General features: G+C 62.9%; 16 protein-coding genes. 4 read left to right on the plus strand and 12 right to left on the minus strand.

From position 1 onward, the window contains the following. Positions 1–35: 35 nt before the first annotated feature. The gene (locus KGA83_RS19400; RefSeq protein WP_115948348.1) at positions 36–308 is read right to left on the minus strand and encodes a DUF2790 domain-containing protein; all 273 of its coding nucleotides are present in this window, start codon (positions 306–308) and stop codon (positions 36–38) included. Positions 309–549: 241 nt separating this feature from the next. Then, positions 550–1,308: a DUF899 domain-containing protein gene (locus tag KGA83_RS19405; protein WP_223530557.1), complete on the minus strand. Its 759-nt coding sequence runs from the start codon at positions 1,306–1,308 to the stop codon at positions 550–552. Positions 1,309–1,392: 84 nt separating this feature from the next. Here KGA83_RS19405 and KGA83_RS19410 point away from each other — a divergent pair, with 84 nt between their 5' ends. After that, on the plus strand, positions 1,393–2,613 hold the full coding sequence (locus KGA83_RS19410; RefSeq protein ID WP_223530559.1) for a helix-turn-helix domain-containing protein: 1,221 nt from the start codon (positions 1,393–1,395) through the stop codon (positions 2,611–2,613). 35 nt (positions 2,614–2,648) lie between these two features. After that, positions 2,649–3,281: a DUF5074 domain-containing protein gene (locus KGA83_RS19415; RefSeq protein ID WP_108216035.1), complete on the plus strand. Its 633-nt coding sequence runs from the start codon at positions 2,649–2,651 to the stop codon at positions 3,279–3,281. 406 nt (positions 3,282–3,687) lie between these two features. Here KGA83_RS19415 and KGA83_RS19420 read toward each other — a convergent pair whose 3' ends face one another. The 4 genes from KGA83_RS19420 to KGA83_RS19435 form a co-directional block, all read right to left on the minus strand. Beyond that, entirely contained in the window at positions 3,688–4,548 is an 861-nt protein-coding gene (locus KGA83_RS19420) for a CAP domain-containing protein (RefSeq protein WP_108216034.1), read from the minus strand. A 150-nt stretch (positions 4,549–4,698) separates the two neighbouring features. Then, positions 4,699–5,328 (minus strand): helix-turn-helix transcriptional regulator, encoded by a 630-nt coding sequence (locus tag KGA83_RS19425; RefSeq protein ID WP_108216033.1) that lies wholly within the window; start codon positions 5,326–5,328, stop codon positions 4,699–4,701. Positions 5,329–5,347: 19 nt separating this feature from the next. Then, a complete protein-coding gene (locus KGA83_RS19430) occupies positions 5,348–5,977 on the minus strand; it encodes a hypothetical protein (protein WP_223530561.1) in 630 nt (209 codons plus the stop codon). A 320-nt stretch (positions 5,978–6,297) separates the two neighbouring features. Beyond that, complete coding sequence (locus KGA83_RS19435; RefSeq protein WP_223530563.1) at positions 6,298–7,086, minus strand: alpha/beta hydrolase; 789 nt, start codon at positions 7,084–7,086, stop codon at positions 6,298–6,300. Between the two features lie 128 nt (positions 7,087–7,214). Between KGA83_RS19435 and KGA83_RS19440 the strand changes: the two genes are divergently transcribed. Beyond that, positions 7,215–8,159, plus strand: a complete 945-nt coding sequence (locus KGA83_RS19440; protein WP_223530564.1) for an aldo/keto reductase — start codon at positions 7,215–7,217, stop codon at positions 8,157–8,159. A gap of 123 nt (positions 8,160–8,282) precedes the next feature. Continuing rightward, complete coding sequence (locus KGA83_RS19445) at positions 8,283–8,936, plus strand: peroxiredoxin (RefSeq protein WP_108216029.1); 654 nt, start codon at positions 8,283–8,285, stop codon at positions 8,934–8,936. 145 nt (positions 8,937–9,081) lie between these two features. On the opposite strand, the gene yghX is transcribed toward KGA83_RS19445, so the two are convergent. The 6 genes from yghX to KGA83_RS19475 all read right to left on the minus strand — a co-directional run bounded on the left by yghX (position 9,082) and on the right by KGA83_RS19475 (position 16,301). Beyond that, a complete protein-coding gene (gene yghX, locus KGA83_RS19450) occupies positions 9,082–9,969 on the minus strand; it encodes a YghX family hydrolase (RefSeq protein ID WP_223530565.1) in 888 nt (295 codons plus the stop codon). Between the two features lie 184 nt (positions 9,970–10,153). Then, complete coding sequence (locus KGA83_RS19455; protein ID WP_108216027.1) at positions 10,154–10,555, minus strand: heme-binding protein; 402 nt, start codon at positions 10,553–10,555, stop codon at positions 10,154–10,156. 19 nt (positions 10,556–10,574) lie between these two features. Continuing rightward, positions 10,575–11,792 (minus strand): glycolate oxidase subunit GlcF, encoded by a 1,218-nt coding sequence (glcF, locus tag KGA83_RS19460; protein ID WP_115948341.1) that lies wholly within the window; start codon positions 11,790–11,792, stop codon positions 10,575–10,577. Between the two features lie 3 nt (positions 11,793–11,795). Continuing rightward, positions 11,796–12,860 carry a glycolate oxidase subunit GlcE gene (glcE, locus tag KGA83_RS19465; protein WP_223530566.1) on the minus strand — a complete coding sequence of 355 codons (1,065 nt, stop codon included), beginning with the start codon at positions 12,858–12,860 and terminating at the stop codon, positions 11,796–11,798. Then, on the minus strand, positions 12,860–14,359 hold the full coding sequence (glcD, locus tag KGA83_RS19470) for a glycolate oxidase subunit GlcD (RefSeq protein ID WP_223530567.1): 1,500 nt from the start codon (positions 14,357–14,359) through the stop codon (positions 12,860–12,862). The genes glcE and glcD overlap by 1 nt, the downstream gene beginning before the upstream one ends. A gap of 178 nt (positions 14,360–14,537) precedes the next feature. Further along, positions 14,538–16,301 carry an L-lactate permease gene (locus KGA83_RS19475; protein ID WP_223530568.1) on the minus strand — a complete coding sequence of 588 codons (1,764 nt, stop codon included), beginning with the start codon at positions 16,299–16,301 and terminating at the stop codon, positions 14,538–14,540. Positions 16,302–16,436: the final 135 nt, after the last annotated feature.

The following is a 16,436-nucleotide window of genomic DNA, read 5'->3' on the forward strand; positions in this document are numbered from 1 at the left end:
CATGGAGTGTCGACCCTCCATCGTCCATACAGTGTTCAACCGTTCGAGCATCCGGTGCCCATCACTTGATACTCAATGGTGCGACGTTGACCCTGGGAATCTTCATAGGTCATGCGCGCCGGGACCGGTCCGCATTCATCGGCGACTTGCGAGACTTCGATGACGCGCTTGATATCGAGCCTGGTGCCGTAGGTGTAGGTTTCAAGCGGCGTCTGGCCGTTGGCGGCAGTCGAGTGGCTGTCGTCTGCAAAGGCCTGGGCACCGGCGGTGCCAAGGGCAACAAAGAGTGCGATGTTCAACAGTTTCATGATTTCACCTCGTGGTTCAAGCGTTGTCCTGCAAGGGTATTCAGCCTTGTGAGCGGGTTGCATCTGATTGGGTTTGCTCACTTGGGTAGAGCCGATATTAGGCGTTTGGCGGGGGCGCAAATATCGGCTCGCGGGATAAACACTGTTGCCGGATCGCTCATGAATCGAGGGGAATTAGTTGACGGCGTCGGTGGACAAACTGGCGGACGTCTTCATCGGCGGTCAGTGACACCGCTGGCGCTCACTGGTACTCATCATGCCGACGCCACCAGGGCCCCGTTTCATTGCGCCCCTTGGGTGCGCGGTCGAGCCATTGGTACATGCCCCACAATCCGTCCAGGCCCCGGGCGTAGGTGGAATAGGTGTGATAGATCTCGCCGTCTTCCAGCACAAACGTGCTCAGTCCTGGCCTGTCGCGGGTATAGGTCGGCACATCGGTGCCACAGGTCGCGGCGAACTGTTTCACCGGTTCCGGTATTTCACTGGCGTCCATCGCATGGCCGCCGCGCTGGTAGTTGTACTCGACCAGCCCTTCACGCTGCTGCGCCTCGGTGAAGTAAACGTTGAAGTCGGCGGTGAAGTCGCTGTCGGCGGCCGAGGCCCAGGGGAAGGTCCAGCCCATTCGGCGCTTGTAGGCCTGCAGTTTCGCCAACGGCGCACGGGATATGGCCATCAGGGTCACGTCGTGGTTTGCCAGGTGGACGACGATGGGGTCGAAACTATCGGCGATGGCTGAGCAGGACGGGCAGCCGGCCGTGTAGTCGGGCCCGAACATGAAGTGGTAGACCAGCAGTTGCGAGCGCCCTTGAAAGAGCTCGACCAGGGTTGCGCTGCCGTTGTCGGTATCGAAACGGTACGTCTTGTCGACGCGAACCCAGGGCAATGCCTGGCGTTGCCTGGCTACTTCATCGCTGCGTCGGGTCAGGGCCTTTTCCGCTTCGAGCAGTTGCAAGCGTGCTGCCAGCCATTGTTCCCGGGTCGCGGTATTGTGCGTGTTCATCGTTGTACGCTCCTAGTGAAAGGTCGTGATTTAGACTAAACCCGGGTATCGAATGAGGGGAGTGACAAGTGTGGCGGGATTGCGATGGACTCGATGATCATGGCAGCTGCCCAGGCGCTGGCCGCAGGGAACCCGCTGGGCGCACTGGACCGTGTGGCCTTGCGCGACGATGCGCCCGCGCTGGCCCTGCGCGGTATCGCCATGGCGCAACTGGGCGATCTGGTGCGGGCCCGGGCGCTGGTCAAGCGTGCGCAACGGGCCTTTGCGCCCAGGGAAGTGCTGGCCCGTGCACGCTGTGTGGTGGCCGAGGCCGAGATCGCCCTGGCTTCGCGGGAACTCGGGTGGCCGGTCAAGGCGCTCGAAACGGCGCGGGTCACCCTTGAACACCACGGTGATCGGGTCAATGCCGCCCATGCGCGGTATCTGCAAATCCGCCGGTTGCTGCTGATTGGTCAGCTCGATGAGGCGCAGCAGCGACTGGCCGAACTCGATCCCGGGCCATTGCCGCCGGCATTGCGTGCGACCCATGAACTGGTACTGGCGGGTATTGCCATTCGACGCCTGCAATCGAACGCGGCACGGGACGCATTGACCAGGGCCGGGCAAGCGGCTGGTCAAGCGGGGATTGCCGCGCTGATGGCCGAGGTCGAACACGCTGCGCGCCTGCTCGATGCCCCCGCGGCACGCCTGATTGCCCAGGGTGAGGCACGGCCGCTGTTGCTCGGTGAAGTTCAAGCGTTGCTCGGTTCAACGTCGCTGGTGGTGGATGCCTGCCGGTACGCTGTGCGTGGCTGTGGCATGTCGGTGTCGCTCGCGACGCGGCCGATTCTGTTCATGCTTGCCCGCGCGTTGGCCGAAGCGTGGCCCGCCGACGTAGCGCGGGAAACGCTGATCGCGCGGGCGTTCCGCTTGAAGCTCTCGGATGAATCCCATCGCGCCCGGCTTCGCGTGGAAATCGGCAGGTTGCGTCAGGCACTCAAGCCCTTGGCCGGCATCACCGCGACGGCTCGCGGTTTTGCCCTGCAATCACCGGTGTGTACGCAGGTGGTGACACTGGCGCCGCCGGTCGAGGAAAAGTTTGCCGCGGTATTTGCCTGCCTCGCCGATGGCGAGTCGTGGTCGAGCTCCGCCCTGGCATTGGCGCTGGGCACCAGCCAGCGCACGGTACAGCGCACACTCGATACACTGGCAGAGGAGGGCAAGGTGCAATGGTTTGGCCGTGGTCGCGCACGGCGCTGGATGACGCCGCCCGTGCCGGGATTCGCGACGACCTTGTTACTCCCGGTGCCGCCGCCCGGTGGCTAGGATGAACGCCACCAACCCCAATGAGGAATGCCGGAATGAAACACGCAACTGCTGAGATCATTCGTGAATATGGCCCGTTTGCCGATGTCGACCATGTGTGCGGCGTCACCTGGGACGGCGAAAAGGTCTGGTTCGCCAGCAACAGCAAAATCAACGCCCTGGACCCGGAAAGCGGCAAGGTGCTGAGCTCGATCGATGTCGCTGCCCATGCCGGCACCGCGTTCGATGGCGAGCATCTGTTCCAGATCGCCGAAGACCGCATCGACAAAATCGACCCCCGCACCGGCCGTATCCTCGCCACGATTCCCGCCCCCGGCGCAGGCACCGATTCGGGACTGACCTGGGCCGAAGGTACGTTGTGGGTGGGCCAGTACCGCGAACGCAAGATCCACCAGATCGATCCCGAGACCGGCAAGATCCTGCGCACCATCGAATCCAACCGTTTCGTCACCGGTGTGACCTGGGTGGACGGCGCGCTGTGGCATGGTACGTGGGAAGGCGATGAAAGCGAGCTGCGCCGGATCGATCCGCAATCGGGCGAAGTGCTGCAGAGCCTGACAATGCCCGAAGGCGTGGGCGTGTCGGGGCTGGAATCCGATGGTGGCGAGCGGTTGTTCTGCGGTGGCGGCGATAGCGGCAAGGTGAGGGTGGTGCGTCGGCCTGCCTGAGGCACCGATGTTGGATGTGCCATGTAACGCCATCCCTGGATCGATAGTATTTTTCCGTCCTGCCATGTTTTCTGCTGGTCGAAATCGGTCTAAAAGCCTGGTTGGAAATCATGCCTGTTTTGCTATCCTCAACCTTGTAGGTGAAGACGCAGACTGATGCGCAAAAGGATAGCAAGGAGACGTGGGGCGCGTTCCGAAGGGTACACGGTTAGAAAGATCCCCGCGCTGGGATCCAGCCCTTATGCCGTGTGAAGCAGAAGAGTTCCAAGACAGATTCACGGCTCTTTTGTGGGAGGCCTGATAAACCTTGTAAGCCGGAGACCAGCGCCGGCCACCTACTTCACTCACCCGCGAGCCCGCCCAGTGCGGGCTTTTTAATGCCCGCAAGGTGGGTCTGGTCAGCGCCTCAGGGCGCGCCAAACAGCATCGTCCAGTAAACACCGTTGTCGCTGCGGGCGTTGGCGGCGTAAGCGGCACCGACCTGGGTGAACATCGGGTTCATCAGGTTGGCGCAGTGCCCGGGGCTGGCGAGCCAGCCGGCCATGGCCTTGCTCGGTGAGCCTTGCCCGGCGGCGATGTTTTCACCGATCTGCCGACCACGGTAGCCGGCAGCCCTGGCGCGGTCGTAGGGCATGTCGCCGTCGGGGTCCTGGTGGGCGAAATAGTTGCCATAGGCCATGGCCTTGCTATGGCCCTGGGCGGCGGCGCCGAGGGAGGCGTTCCAGGTCAGCGGCCGCGCGGCCCCGAAGCGCTGGCGACCACACAGGCGCGGCCTTGCCCGGGCTGCGTTGACCTGCGCCAGCAACGCCTGGCCGGCGTTGCGCGGATCACCGGTCTGCCCGTCGAGCACCGGCCGCGCCAGCACCACTTGCCACTCACTCCCGACGCGGCTGACGCCGATGTCGGCGTATTGATTGTCGAGCAGTGCGGCGCAGTGTTCGTCCTGGAACATATCGAAGGCTTCTTCGGCATCCCGTGCACCCACTACGCGGATAGAGCGCACCATGGTTGCCTGATAACCGGAAGCCTTTAACCGGTCCCGCAACCCACCGCCATAGCCAACGGGCAAGGCCAGGTTCGACTTGAGCGTCAGGGGTGATAAACGTTGCGTCGGTCGTCGATCGCAGCGTTGCGGATGGGCGCGATAGTCGTTGATGGCATCGACCAGTTGCCGTTGCCCATCGGCGTGGGCGGAGCTGGCAAAAACGGGGAGCAGGGAAAACAGGCACAGCGAAGAAAAGCGCAAGGCAACGGCGGTTTGGCGCATGGGGCGGGCAACTCGGAAGAGATGACGACGATAGGAGTGGGGGGAAAGCGCTGGGTATGACTGGTGACTCGACACAAGGTTCACGGCGGACAAGCAACTACCTGTTGTCCAACCGATGCGTTCGAGGAAGGATAAGGAGTGGTGCGCCGTTTAAACGGGATCCTGGTCCTCTCTCGGTCGCAGCCTGAAACGACAGACATGCCCGCCACGCACCATGCATTCGCTGTGCTCGACTTCACCGCCGCCCAGCGTGCCGATCAAGGCCAGGTCCAGTTGGCAGACCACCGGGTGGGCAGCGGCCAGGCGATGGAAGACGCAGTTATGCGCGACGATTTCCGGGGTGCCTCCCGAGCGAAAAAACACCTCGGCCTCGTAGCCTGTCTGGTTCATGTGCTGGACGATTCTGGCTTCGTCCACGACCTGTTGTTCCAGGTCCGAAGCCAGCTTGCGGCCCATGCTGCGCATCAGCGTGGCCAGGGCTTCGGGGCCGATGATGGCGGCGACTTCATCAATCAATACGCTGGCCAGTAGCTGATAGTGGCGAGGGAACTGCTCCCGCGCGTGGTCGGTGAGCCGATACAGCTGCTCCGGACGACGACCCGTCGGACGGGTATCGCCGCGCAGCACCAGACCGTCACGCTCCAGCGCCGCCAAATGTTGGCGGATCGCCGTGCGCGTGACGGCCAGATGTTCAGCCAACTCGTCAATGCTCATGCCGCCCGCATGGTGCAGCAGCGCATTGAGCAGGTCCTGCTGTGTTCGGCCCAGTCCTTCCAGCATGGGATACCCTCGCGCGATATCAGAACTTGTCAGGGAACTGCTTGACCAGCGCCGCGGTCAGCGCGTCGGCCAGGGCCTGGATGTGCGTGCGCATCATCGCCCAGGTGCGGGCTTCGCCGGCGTAATCGTGCGCGGCAAACGCATCGATCTGGGCGACGTGGTGACCGCCATGGGCCGACAGCATGTTGACCAGTGTGGCTTCAGGCAGATTGGGGTTGGCGGTGGCCAGGAAAGCCGCAATCGCCTTGGCATTGCTGGTCAGCTCGGAGACGGCAGCCTGCTTGCCCTTGGCGTCTTTCGCGACAGTGGCATCGCTGTAGTGTTTCACCGCGCCCCAGTGACCGGCCAGCAGCTTGAGCAGTTGATCCGCCGCCGGTTGGCCGTAGAGCGGAGCGATGCTGTTGGCGATTTTGGTCGCGTTGTCGACGACCTGGTCCGCCGCGACTTTGGCTTGCTTTTTATCGGCGGATTGATTGGCCAACGCGTAGTTTCTGATCCAGAAAATGTGTTCGACCCAAAGGTCACGCTCGGCCAGGCGCGTGGTCAGCGCGGGGCTGTCGACAGCGGCAGGTGAGGCGGCGGGCGTTTGGCTCCAGACCGGTTGCGCACACAAAGCCAGCAGGAGCAAAGCCAGGGTTTTGATATTCATGACGGGACCCTCTGAGAGTGGGAACGTTCGACAATATCAATATAGGCATAAAAATATGTTTTTATTGGGCGTTGGTGAATTCTCGGATGAATGGTCATAGCCTGCCGCCGGAAGCGATTGGGGGATAGGGAGGCTGTTTGTGGCGAGGGGGCTTGTTGTGGCGAGGGGGCTTGCCCCCGTTGGGTCGCGAAGCGGCCCCAAACCCTGCAATCGCGGTTATTCAGGTAAACCGCATTGTTCGGGTTTACGACTGCTGCGCAGCCGGACGGGGCGGTTCGGCGCTCCGACAAGCCCCCTCGCCACAAAGTCCGCTGCTTCCGTTACAACCCGTCCCTCAGCGCCTTGAGGTATTCAGGGCTTTCGCTGATCGAGTTATGCCCCGTCCCCGGTATCACCTGCAATGACGCCACGCCTTTGGCGAAGTGTGTATACAAACGCTCGGTGCTCGGACGCGGAATCACTTCGTCATGCTCGGCGGCAATCAGCCGAGTCGGCACCGTGATGCGGGCGGCGTAGCGCCAGGACGGGTATTTGTCCTTCAACAACCAGCGCACCGGAAACCAGCGAAATTGACGGGTAGCCAGCCCTTCGAGGCTGTCGTAGGGCGCGATCAGCACCAGTCGCGCGGCCGGGCGTTCGCTGGCAAGGCGCACGGCAACCCCGGAACCCAGGCTGCGTCCGACCACCGCCACATGCGAATGACTGGCATACACCTGGTCGAACAACGTGATGGCATCGCGGGCAATGGCTTCTTCGCAAGGCGAGCCGGAACTGCCGCCGTAGCCACGGTAATGCAGCAGATACAGCGCGTAGTCAGGGAACGCCTGGGTGAACACGGGCAGGTTGCGCGAGACGTCTTCGGCATTGCCGCCGAAATAAATCAGCGCGTTGGGACCCTCGTGGGGTCGGGTGGAGACCAGCACCTGCGCGTCGGCGACCGGCAGGGTGAGCAGTGTCTCGGCGCCGCCGACGGTACGCGGTTGCGGGAAATAAATCAGTGCCCGCTGGAACACGAACAGCCCCACGCACAGCGCCAGGTACAACGCAGCGACGATGACGACGAGTAACACCAGGGTGCGTGACATTCGACTAACGTTAATGGGCGGCATTGACTGCTCGGGGAGTGAAAGTGGCTGGCGCCGCAAGGCTTCCTGAGTGTAGTCAATCGACCCTGGCGCGGATTATCCGGATTGTCGATTCAACGGGCCGAGCCCGTGCGACTGGTGAGAAGCGTTTTATGAGCCATCCTGAGGGTTACACCCGTAGAGCAATACTCACGCTGGCTGCCGGTGCTTCGGCGGTCTTCACGTTTGGTTCGGCGGTTGCGCAACCCGCGCCGTCGACGGGAACAGGAGGCAAGACCATGCAGACCCGGGCCATTCCTTCCAGTAACGAGTCGTTGCCGATCGTAGGGCTGGGCACTTATCGCGGATTCGATGTCGAGCCTGCGCAACCGGCCTACAAAAACTTGCCCGCGGTGCTCGATGCGTTGTTCGACAAGGGTGGCAAGTTGATCGACAGCTCGCCGATGTACGGTCGCGCCGAACAGACCGTCGGCCAATTGCTGTCGATCCATGAGCCACGCTCACCGGCGTTCCTCGCCACCAAAGTGTGGACCCGGGGCCGCGAAGAAGGCATCGCGCAGATGGAGCAATCCTTCGCCCTGTTGCAGACCGACCGGATCGACCTGATGCAGATCCACAACCTGCTGGACTGGCAGACGCACCTGCCGATCCTGCGCCACTGGAAGGAAGCAGGGCGCATCCGCTACATCGGCATCACCCATTACACGGCGTCGGCCTATGAAGAAGTGGAAGCGGTACTCAAGGCCGAGCCACTGGATTTCTTGCAGATCAACTACGCACTGGATGATCGCGGTGCCGAGAATCGCCTGCTGCCGTTGTGCCGCGAGCGGGGGGTGGCGGTGATCTGCAACCGGCCGTTTGGCGGTGGAGGCTTGCTGGCCAATCTGAAAGATAAACCGCTACCGGGCTGGGCAGCGCAAGTCGGGGTCAAAAGCTGGGCGCAACTGGCGCTGAAGTTCCTGCTGTCGCATTCGGCGGTGACCTGCGTGATTCCGGGTACCGGCAACCCGCGCTACATGGCGGAAAATGCCCAGGCCGGTTTCGGCCCGATGCTGACCGATGCCCAGCGTCAGCAACTGATTGCGCTGGTGGGCTAGCGACTCACCCAACGCCGGCGGGCGAGTGCCGGAACCTATCCTATAATGTCTCGCGTCCATGCCGTTGAAAGCGCATTCGCTACCCTGACGGCGTCCCTGTCCATCACTGCAAGGAGATCGAACATGGCTATCCGTATTGGCGACGAAGCACCGGATTTCACCGCCGACACCACTGAAGGCACCCTCAACTTTCACCAATGGATCGGCGACGGGTGGGCCATCCTGTTTTCCCATCCCAAGGACTTCACGCCGGTGTGCACCACCGAACTGGGCTACCTGGCCAAACTCAAGCCGGAATTCGACAAGCGCAACACCAAGATCATCGGCCTCAGCGTCGACCCGGTCAGTGACCACAACCGTTGGGTCGGTGACATCGCCGAGACCCAGGGTACGGCGGTCAACTATCCGCTGATCGGCGACGAAAACCTGGTGGTGGCCAAGCTCTACGACATGATCCACCCCAATGCCAGCGGCGGCGCGCGCACGGCAGTGGACAACGCCACGGTGCGTTCGGTGTTCATCGTCGGCCCGGACAAGAAGGTCAAGGCCATGCTGATCTACCCGATGAGCGCCGGGCGCAACTTCGATGAAGTGCTGCGCCTGCTCGATTCCCTGCAATTGAACGCCAAACACACCGTTGCCACTCCAGTGAACTGGCGGCCGGGTGAGGACGTGATCATCCCGACCTCGGTGTCTGACGAAGACGCGAAGAAGAAATACCCGGATGGCTTCAGGACCCTGAAGCCGTATCTGCGGACGGTGGCGCAACCGAAATAACTGCTGCGGCCTTCAAACCGCTATCGCGAGCAGGCTCGCTCCTACATTGGGCTTCGGTCGAACACAGATTTTGTGTTCACTGAATTTCCCTGTAGGAGCGAGCCTGCTCGCGATGGGGCCAGTCCTGCTGGCCCAGAATTTTTATTCAAACCAGATACTTTTTAAACCACCCCAACGTCCGCTCCCACGCCAGCTTCGCCGCCGCCTCGTCATAACGCGGCGTCGAATCATTGTGAAAGCCATGATTGCAGCCCGGATAAATGTAGGCCACATAGGTCTTGCCCCCGGCCTTCAACGCTTTCTCATAGGCCGGCCAGCCTTCGTTGATCCGCGTATCCAGTTCGCCGTAGTGCAGCATCACCGGTGCCTTGATCCGCGGCACTTCCTCGGCCGTTGGCTGACGGCCATAAAACGACACGGCGGCACCCAGTTCCGGATAGGCCACGGCAGCGGCATTGGTCACCCCACCGCCGTAGCAGAACCCGGTGATGCCGACTTTTCCAGTGGCGGCGGGGTGTTTCATCATCCACTCGACGGCGGCGAAAAAGTCGTTCATCAGCTTTTCCGGGTCGACCGTGGCCTGAAGTTCGCGGCCCTTGTCGTCATTGCCGGGATAACCGCCGACCGAACTCAGGCCGTCAGGGGCGAGGGCGATGAAACCGGCCTTGGCCAGACGTCGGGCCACGTCTTCGATGTACGGGTTGAGCCCGCGGTTTTCGTGCACGACCACCACCGCCGGCACCTTGCCCGTGGCCTTGGCCGGGCGCACCAGATAACCGCGAACCTGGCCGTGGCCCTTGGGCGACGGGTAGGTGATGTACTCGGGAACAATGTCCGGATCGGTGAACTCGACCTGTTCGGCCAGCGCGTAGTTGGGGCTTAGCGCGGCGAGCAGGGCTCCAGCCGTCAATCCTCCGAAGGTGAACAACGCCGCGCGGTCGAGAAACTCCCGGCGGTTGATCTTGCCGTGGGCGTAGTAGTCGTACAGTTCCAGCAGTTCAGGGGCGAAGTCTTTGGCAGTTAGACGGGTCATTTCTGCAACTCCTCTCGGCTGGTTGAACACGGATCAATTTTGTTGGCGAAACGCTGTCCCTGTGGGAGCGAGCCTGCTCGCGAAAGCGGAGTGTCATTCAGCATGGATGTCGACTGCTCTGCCGCCATCGCGAGCAGGCTCGCTCCCACAGGGGGCTAGGGTGGATGTTTGGTATGCATTTTGTTCATTTCAGGCACTGCGCCCCGGCCTTGGCCACTTGCGCATCTTGCTCGGGCTTGACGCCCGACACTCCGACAGCACCAATCACCTGACCATCGAAAACGATCGGCACGCCCCCCTCAAGCGAGGTCAACAACGGTGCCGACAGGAAAGCGTAGCGCCCGGCGTTGACCATGTCCTCATAGCTTTTCGTTTCACGCCGCCCGAGGGCTGAGGTCCGGGCCTTTTCGGTGGCGATATACGCGCTGCTCGGCGCGCAGCCGTCGAGGCGTTCGAGGGCCAGCGGGTGGCCGCCGTCATCGACTACCACGATGGTCACGGCCCATTGATTGGCCTGCGCTTCGGCGCGGGCGGCTTTGATGATCTGGCTGACTTCGGTCTGGCTCAGGACGGCTTTGCTGTTCATGGGGACCTCCAGGATTGGGTTAAGGCAGGGCGGCTTCGACCAGTTCGATCCAGTGCCGCACCGGGGTTCGGCCCGCGCCGTCGAGGTGCGTCTGGCAGCCGATGTTGGCCGTGACAATCACCTCGGGATGGCCGCTTTCCAGGGCGTTGAGCTTGTTGTCGCGCAACTGCCGCGACAGTTCGGGCTGGGTCAGCGAATAGGTGCCTGCCGAGCCGCAGCACAGGTGCCCGTCGGGGACGGACGTCAGGTTGAAACCGAGTCCGGTCAGCAACGCTTCCACGGCACCGCCGAGTTTCTGGCCGTGCTGCAAGGTGCAGGGGCAATGGAAGGCCAGGCGTTGGGAGGCGTGGATGCCAAGTTTTTCCAGTGGTTCGTCGCGCAACACTTCCACCAGGTCCCGGGCCAGCGCGCTGACCTTTTTTGCCTTGTCGGCATAGGCCGGGTCGCTGGCGAGCAGATGGCCGTAATCCTTGATGAAGGCGCCGCAACCGCTGGCCGTCTGCACAATCGCCTCGGCGCCTTTTTCGATGCCAGGCCACCACGCGTCGATGTTGCGCCGGGCGCGATCGAGGCCGGCGGCCTGGGCGTCCAGGTGGTAGTCCACGGCGCCGCAGCAACCGGCTTCGCGGGTCGCGATGACGCTGATCCCCAACCGGTCCAACACCCGCGCCGCCGCGGCATTGGTGTTGGGCGACAGGCTGGGTTGCACGCAACCTTCGAGCATCAGCACCTGACGCTCACGCAGGGTCATGGGCCGCGGCTTGGCCGGGTAGACATTGCGCGGCAACTTGCTTTGCAGGGTGCCGGGCAGCAACGCGCGGAACACCTGACCGCTATTGACCAGGCTCTTGAACAGCTCTGGATGGGGCACGGTCTGCCGCAACCCCTCGCGCAACAGGCGTTGACCGAACGGGCGTGGCACCGCCGCATCGACCACCGCGCGACCGATGTCCAGCAGGTTGTGATAATCGACCCCCGACGGGCAGGTGGTTTCGCAATTGCGGCACGACAGGCAGCGATCCAGGTGCTGTTGGGTCTTTTGCGTGACCTCGTTGCCTTCCAGCACTTGCTTGATCAGGTAGATGCGCCCCCGCGGTCCGTCCAGTTCATCGCCGAGCAATTGATAGGTCGGGCACGTGGCATTGCAGAAGCCGCAGTGCACGCAGGTGCGCAGGATGCTTTCGGCTTCTGCGGCGCGGGGCAGCTGGCTGGCGCTTTCACTCAAGGTCGTCTGCATGGTTCAAAGCTCCGCGTACAGGCGTCCGGGGTTGAAGATGCCCCGTGGATCGAGTTGCTGTTTCAGGTTGCGGTGATAACGCATCAGCGCTGGCGGCAGCGGATGGAACGGGGTGTCGGTCAGGCCGTGGCTGAAGCAGGTGGCATGGCCGCCGACCTCGTCGACCACCTGGCGAATGAACGCCGCATCGGCATCGGATTTCAGCCAGCGCTGCGCGCCCCCCCAGTCGATCAACTGGCGCCCCGGCAGCGACAGGAGCGGCGTGTTGTGCGGCAGGGACAGGCGCCAAAGCGGCTGGTCTTGATCGAAGAAACCCAAGCGCTGTTCGTTGAGATCGTCCCACCAGGAAGCGTCCAGCTGCTCGCCACCGAGGCGCTCATGGGCCGCCGCCACCGATCCCTCACCGCCTTCTAGCCGCAGGTGCAGGCGTTCGCCGTCGTGACAGGCCGCGCTGATCGGCAACGGCTGCTGGCCCCATTCCGCCAGGCGCAACAAGGCCCGCTCGGCGTCCATTTCCAGGCTGATACTGAGGCACTGCCGGGGTTTTGGCAGCACTTTGAGCGAGACTTCGGTGATCAGCCCGAGGCTGCCGTAACTGCCGGCCATCAGGCGTGACAGGTCATAGCCGGCGACGTTTTTCATCACCTCGCCACCGAAGCGCAACAGCTTGCCGTGCCCTGTGATCACCCGCGTGCCAAGAATGAAGTCCCGCACCGAACCGACCCACGGGCGCCGTGGCCCGGACAGCCCGCAAGCGATCATGCCGCCGACGGTGGCGCCGTCGGCAAAGGCCGGCGGTTCGCAGGGCAGCATCTGTTGCGCGGCGTCCAGCACCTGCGCCATCTGCGACAACGGCGTGCCGCAGCGGACGGTGATCACCAGCTCCGTCGGGTCGTAACTGACGATGCCCCGGTGCGCGCGGGTATCGAGAATTTCCCCGGCCGTGCTGCGTCCGAGGAAGCCCTTGCTGTTGGAACCCTGGATGCGCAACGGCGTGGCGTTTTCCAGCGCCTGATTGACCTGTTCCAGCAGTGACGGGCTGTCATCGAAATCTTCAGGGCTGCGCATCAGAAACGCTCCAGCTCAGGGAAGGGCAACTGACCGCCATGCACGTGCATGGCACCGAATTCGGCGCAGCGGTGCAGGGTCGGGATGTTCTTGCCGGGGTTGAGCAGGCCGCTCGGGTCGAAGGCGGCCTTGATGGCATGGAACAGAGTCAGCTCGTCGCTGTTGAACTGCGCGCACATCTGATTGATCTTCTCGCGCCCCACGCCGTGTTCACCGGTGATACTGCCGCCGACTTTCACGCACAACTCCAGAATCTTGCCGCCCAGGGCTTCGGCTCGATCGAGTTCACCGGGTTGATTGGCATCGAACAGAATCAACGGATGCATGTTGCCGTCGCCGGCATGGAACACGTTGGCCACCCGCAGGCCGTATTCGTTCGAGAGTTCGGTGATGGCGTGCAGTACGCCGGGCAGTTCGCGGCGGGGGATGGTGCCGTCCATGCAGTAATAGTCTGGCGAGAGGCGGCCCACCGCCGGGAAAGCATTCTTGCGTCCGGCCCAGAAACGCACGCGCTCGGCTTCGTCTTTTGCCTGGCGCAGCTCGATGGCGCCGGCCTGTTGCAGCACCTGGCGCACCCGCTCGCAGTCATCGCTGACGTCGGCTTCGACGCCATCGAGTTCGCACAGCAGAATGGCCTGGGCGTCCACCGGATAACCGGCGTGGATGAAGTCCTCGGCGGCGCGGATGGCCAGGTTGTCCATCATTTCCAGGCCACCGGGAATGATGCCGGCGGCGATGATGTCGCCGACCGCGCGCCCGGCTTTTTCCACGGAATCGAACGCCGCCAGCAGTACTTTGGCGGTCTGCGGTTTGGGCAGCAGCTTGACCGTGACCTCGGTAATTACCCCGAGCAAACCTTCGGATCCGTTGATCAGCGCCAGCAGGTCGAAACCGGGGGAGTCGAGGGCGTTGGAGCCCAGGCTCAAATGCTCGCCATCGACGGTGAGGATGTCGACCTTGAGCACGTTGTGCACCGTCAGGCCGTACTTCAGGCAATGCACGCCACCGGCATTTTCCGCGACATTGCCGCCGATGGAGCAGGCGATTTGCGAGGAGGGGTCCGGCGCGTAGTACAGGCCGAACGGTGCCGCCGCCTGGGAAATCGCCAGATTGCGCACGCCGGGTTGAACCCGTGCGGTACGGGCGGCGGGGTCGATGCCCAGGATGTTGTTGAAGCGCGCCATCACCAGCAGCACGCCTTTCTCCAGGGGCAGCGCCCCGCCGGACAAACCGGTGCCCGCGCCACGGGCCACCACGGGGACGTGCAGCTCATGGCAGACACGCAGCACCCCTTGCACTTCGTCGATATATCGGGGTAACACCACTAGCATCGGCGTGGTGCGATAGGCCGACAGTCCGTCGCATTCGTAGGGCCTGAGTTCCTCCTGCTGATGCAGGACTTCCAGATGCGGCAAGCGGGTTTGCAGGGCGTGCAATAGCGCCTGTTTGTCGACGTCGGGCAAGGCGCCGTCAACGCGTTCATCGTAGAGAATGTTCATGGGGTCACGATTCTCGCTGGAGGCCACTGACCTTAATCATTGGCCTGATACAGCCGACTGTCCATGGGGTATTTGTCAGCCGGAAGCGGGCATTCATTGAATAAATGTGCGCAGAAAATGCCAACGCCCGGGCGATGGAGCCCGGGCGTTGCAAGAGTGGTGAACAGGGCGCGCAGACTCAATGTCCGCCCACCACCATGTGGCTGAACGGTGCGACATAGGCCTGCAATGTCACCAGCCCACCGACCAGAATCGCCAGCACAATCGAGTGGAAGAACACGTAGCGCAGGATTTCCCCTTCATGGCCGTACCAGCGGGTGGCGGTGGAGGCGACCACGATCGACTGGGCATCGACCATCTTGCCCATGACCCCGCCGGAGCTGTTGGCGGCGGCCATCAACACCGGGCTCATGCCCAACTGCTCGGACGTCACTCGTTGCAAGCCGCCGAACAGCACGTTGGAAGCCGTGTCCGAACCGGTCAACGCCACGCCGAGCCAGCCGAGCAAGGTACCGAACATCGGATAGAAGATGCCCGTCGCGGCGAAGGCCAGGCCCATGGTCGCATCCAGGCCCGAGTAGCGCGTGAGGAAGCCCAGCGCGAGCATCGCCGCAATGGTGATCAGTGAATAGCGCACCACCCACAGGGTGCGCAGGTACTGGCGAATCAGTTGTGGTATCGAGTACCCCATCAGCAAGCCGCCGACAATCGCCGCCAGCAGAATGCCGCTGCCGGTGGCGGTGAACCAGGTGAACTTGTACACCGCTTCTTCGGTTTTCGGCGCGGCCACCACGGGCGGGACTTTTTCAACCTGCAAATGCAGGGTGGTGAAGGTCACGACCGGCGCAAACACCGGGTTCGCCTCGCGCATCGGCTTGCCCTGAGGATCGAGCTTGGCGGCACTGGTTTGCGGGTCGATGGCGGGGCGGGTGTCGAAGGTGTTCTTGAAGCCCTGGGTGCCCCAGATGAACACGAAGACCGTGAGGATGATCCACGGCATCCATGCGCGCATCACCGCCGGTTCTGCCTCATCGGCGAAGGTTGCAGTCGGTACAGGCTTTTCGTCGTGCTCGGCGTCGATCTTCGAGTTGTCGACCCGGCCGGACAGCGCCGCGGAGGTGTGCACGGTGGCCGGTTTCCAGACCTTGAGGAAACCGGCCAGGCAGGCCATGGAAATCAGTGCGGCGATCACGTCCACCAGCATCGGCCCGTGATAGTTGGACACCAGGAACTGCGGCACGGCAAAACTGACCCCGGCCACCAGGATCGCCGGCCAGATTTCCAGCATCTTGCGCCAGCCGGCAAAGGCCCAGATCAGCCAGAACGGCACCAGCACCGAAAAGAATGGCAACTGCCGGCCGACCATCATCGACAGCTCCATTTCGTCCAGCCCGGTCACCTTGGCCAGGGTGATGATCGGCGTGCCGAGGGCGCCGAACGCCACGGGGGCGGTATTGGCGATCAGCGCCAGCCCCGAGGCGGCGAGCGGCGAAAACCCCAGCCCGATCAGAATCGCTCCGGTCACCGCCACCGGCGTACCGAAACCGGCCGCGCCTTCGAAAAACGCGCCGAAACAGAAGGCGATCAGCAGCAATTGCAGGCGTCGGTCATCGGTGATGCGCGCCAGGGAGTCTTGCAACACCTTGAACGAGCCGTTCTCGGTGGTCAGGCGGTGCAGGAAGATGATGTTCAACACAATCCAGCCAATCGGCAGCAGACCGTTGGCTGCACCGAACAGCGCTGCGGTACCCGCCATGTTCGCCGGCATGCCGAAGGCGAAAATCGCGATCAGCAAGGCCGAGGCCAAGGCGAGCAATGCCGCCAGGTGCGCCTTGACATGGAAAAACGCGAGGGACGCCAGCATCACCACCACTGGCACAGCCGCCATGAGCGTTGAAAGCACCGGGTTACCGAACGGATCGTAGACTTGCTGCCAGACCATGTTCCACCTCTGCTTTTTATTGTTGAACGTGCAGATCCCCTGAGGGGAGGTGGACTTGAGTATAGGTGGCATTGCGCCGCTGTCAGGGCAGGCCTCCGGTCCTGCCAATCGGCGCGCTCCGGAGGGCTGAGCTAG

Origin of the sequence: Pseudomonas sp. GL-R-19 (genome assembly GCF_019956375.1) — a bacterium.
In the GTDB taxonomy this organism is placed as follows: domain Bacteria; phylum Pseudomonadota; class Gammaproteobacteria; order Pseudomonadales; family Pseudomonadaceae; genus Aquipseudomonas.

Excerpts from the sequence above, each read along its gene's own strand:
- glcD (WP_223530567.1), bottom strand. The coding sequence starts at position 14,359 with ATGAACATTCTCTACGATGAACGCGTTGACGGCGCCTTGCCCGACGTC.
- KGA83_RS19400 (WP_115948348.1), bottom strand. The coding sequence starts at position 308 with ATGAAACTGTTGAACATCGCACTCTTTGTTGCCCTTGGCACCGCCGGT.
- KGA83_RS19475 (WP_223530568.1), bottom strand. The coding sequence starts at position 16,301 with ATGGTCTGGCAGCAAGTCTACGATCCGTTCGGTAACCCGGTGCTTTCA.
- glcF (WP_115948341.1), bottom strand. The coding sequence starts at position 11,792 with ATGCAGACGACCTTGAGTGAAAGCGCCAGCCAGCTGCCCCGCGCCGCA.
- KGA83_RS19415 (WP_108216035.1), top strand. The coding sequence starts at position 2,649 with ATGAAACACGCAACTGCTGAGATCATTCGTGAATATGGCCCGTTTGCC.
- KGA83_RS19425 (WP_108216033.1), bottom strand. The coding sequence starts at position 5,328 with ATGCTGGAAGGACTGGGCCGAACACAGCAGGACCTGCTCAATGCGCTG.
- KGA83_RS19420 (WP_108216034.1), bottom strand. The coding sequence starts at position 4,548 with ATGCGCCAAACCGCCGTTGCCTTGCGCTTTTCTTCGCTGTGCCTGTTT.
- KGA83_RS19445 (WP_108216029.1), top strand. The coding sequence starts at position 8,283 with ATGGCTATCCGTATTGGCGACGAAGCACCGGATTTCACCGCCGACACC.
- KGA83_RS19455 (WP_108216027.1), bottom strand. The coding sequence starts at position 10,555 with ATGAACAGCAAAGCCGTCCTGAGCCAGACCGAAGTCAGCCAGATCATC.
- KGA83_RS19440 (WP_223530564.1), top strand. The coding sequence starts at position 7,215 with ATGAGCCATCCTGAGGGTTACACCCGTAGAGCAATACTCACGCTGGCT.
- KGA83_RS19430 (WP_223530561.1), bottom strand. The coding sequence starts at position 5,977 with ATGAATATCAAAACCCTGGCTTTGCTCCTGCTGGCTTTGTGTGCGCAA.
- glcE (WP_223530566.1), bottom strand. The coding sequence starts at position 12,860 with ATGCGCAGCCCTGAAGATTTCGATGACAGCCCGTCACTGCTGGAACAG.
- KGA83_RS19410 (WP_223530559.1), top strand. The coding sequence starts at position 1,393 with ATGGACTCGATGATCATGGCAGCTGCCCAGGCGCTGGCCGCAGGGAAC.
- KGA83_RS19435 (WP_223530563.1), bottom strand. The coding sequence starts at position 7,086 with ATGCCGCCCATTAACGTTAGTCGAATGTCACGCACCCTGGTGTTACTC.
- KGA83_RS19405 (WP_223530557.1), bottom strand. The coding sequence starts at position 1,308 with ATGAACACGCACAATACCGCGACCCGGGAACAATGGCTGGCAGCACGC.
- yghX (WP_223530565.1), bottom strand. The coding sequence starts at position 9,969 with ATGACCCGTCTAACTGCCAAAGACTTCGCCCCTGAACTGCTGGAACTG.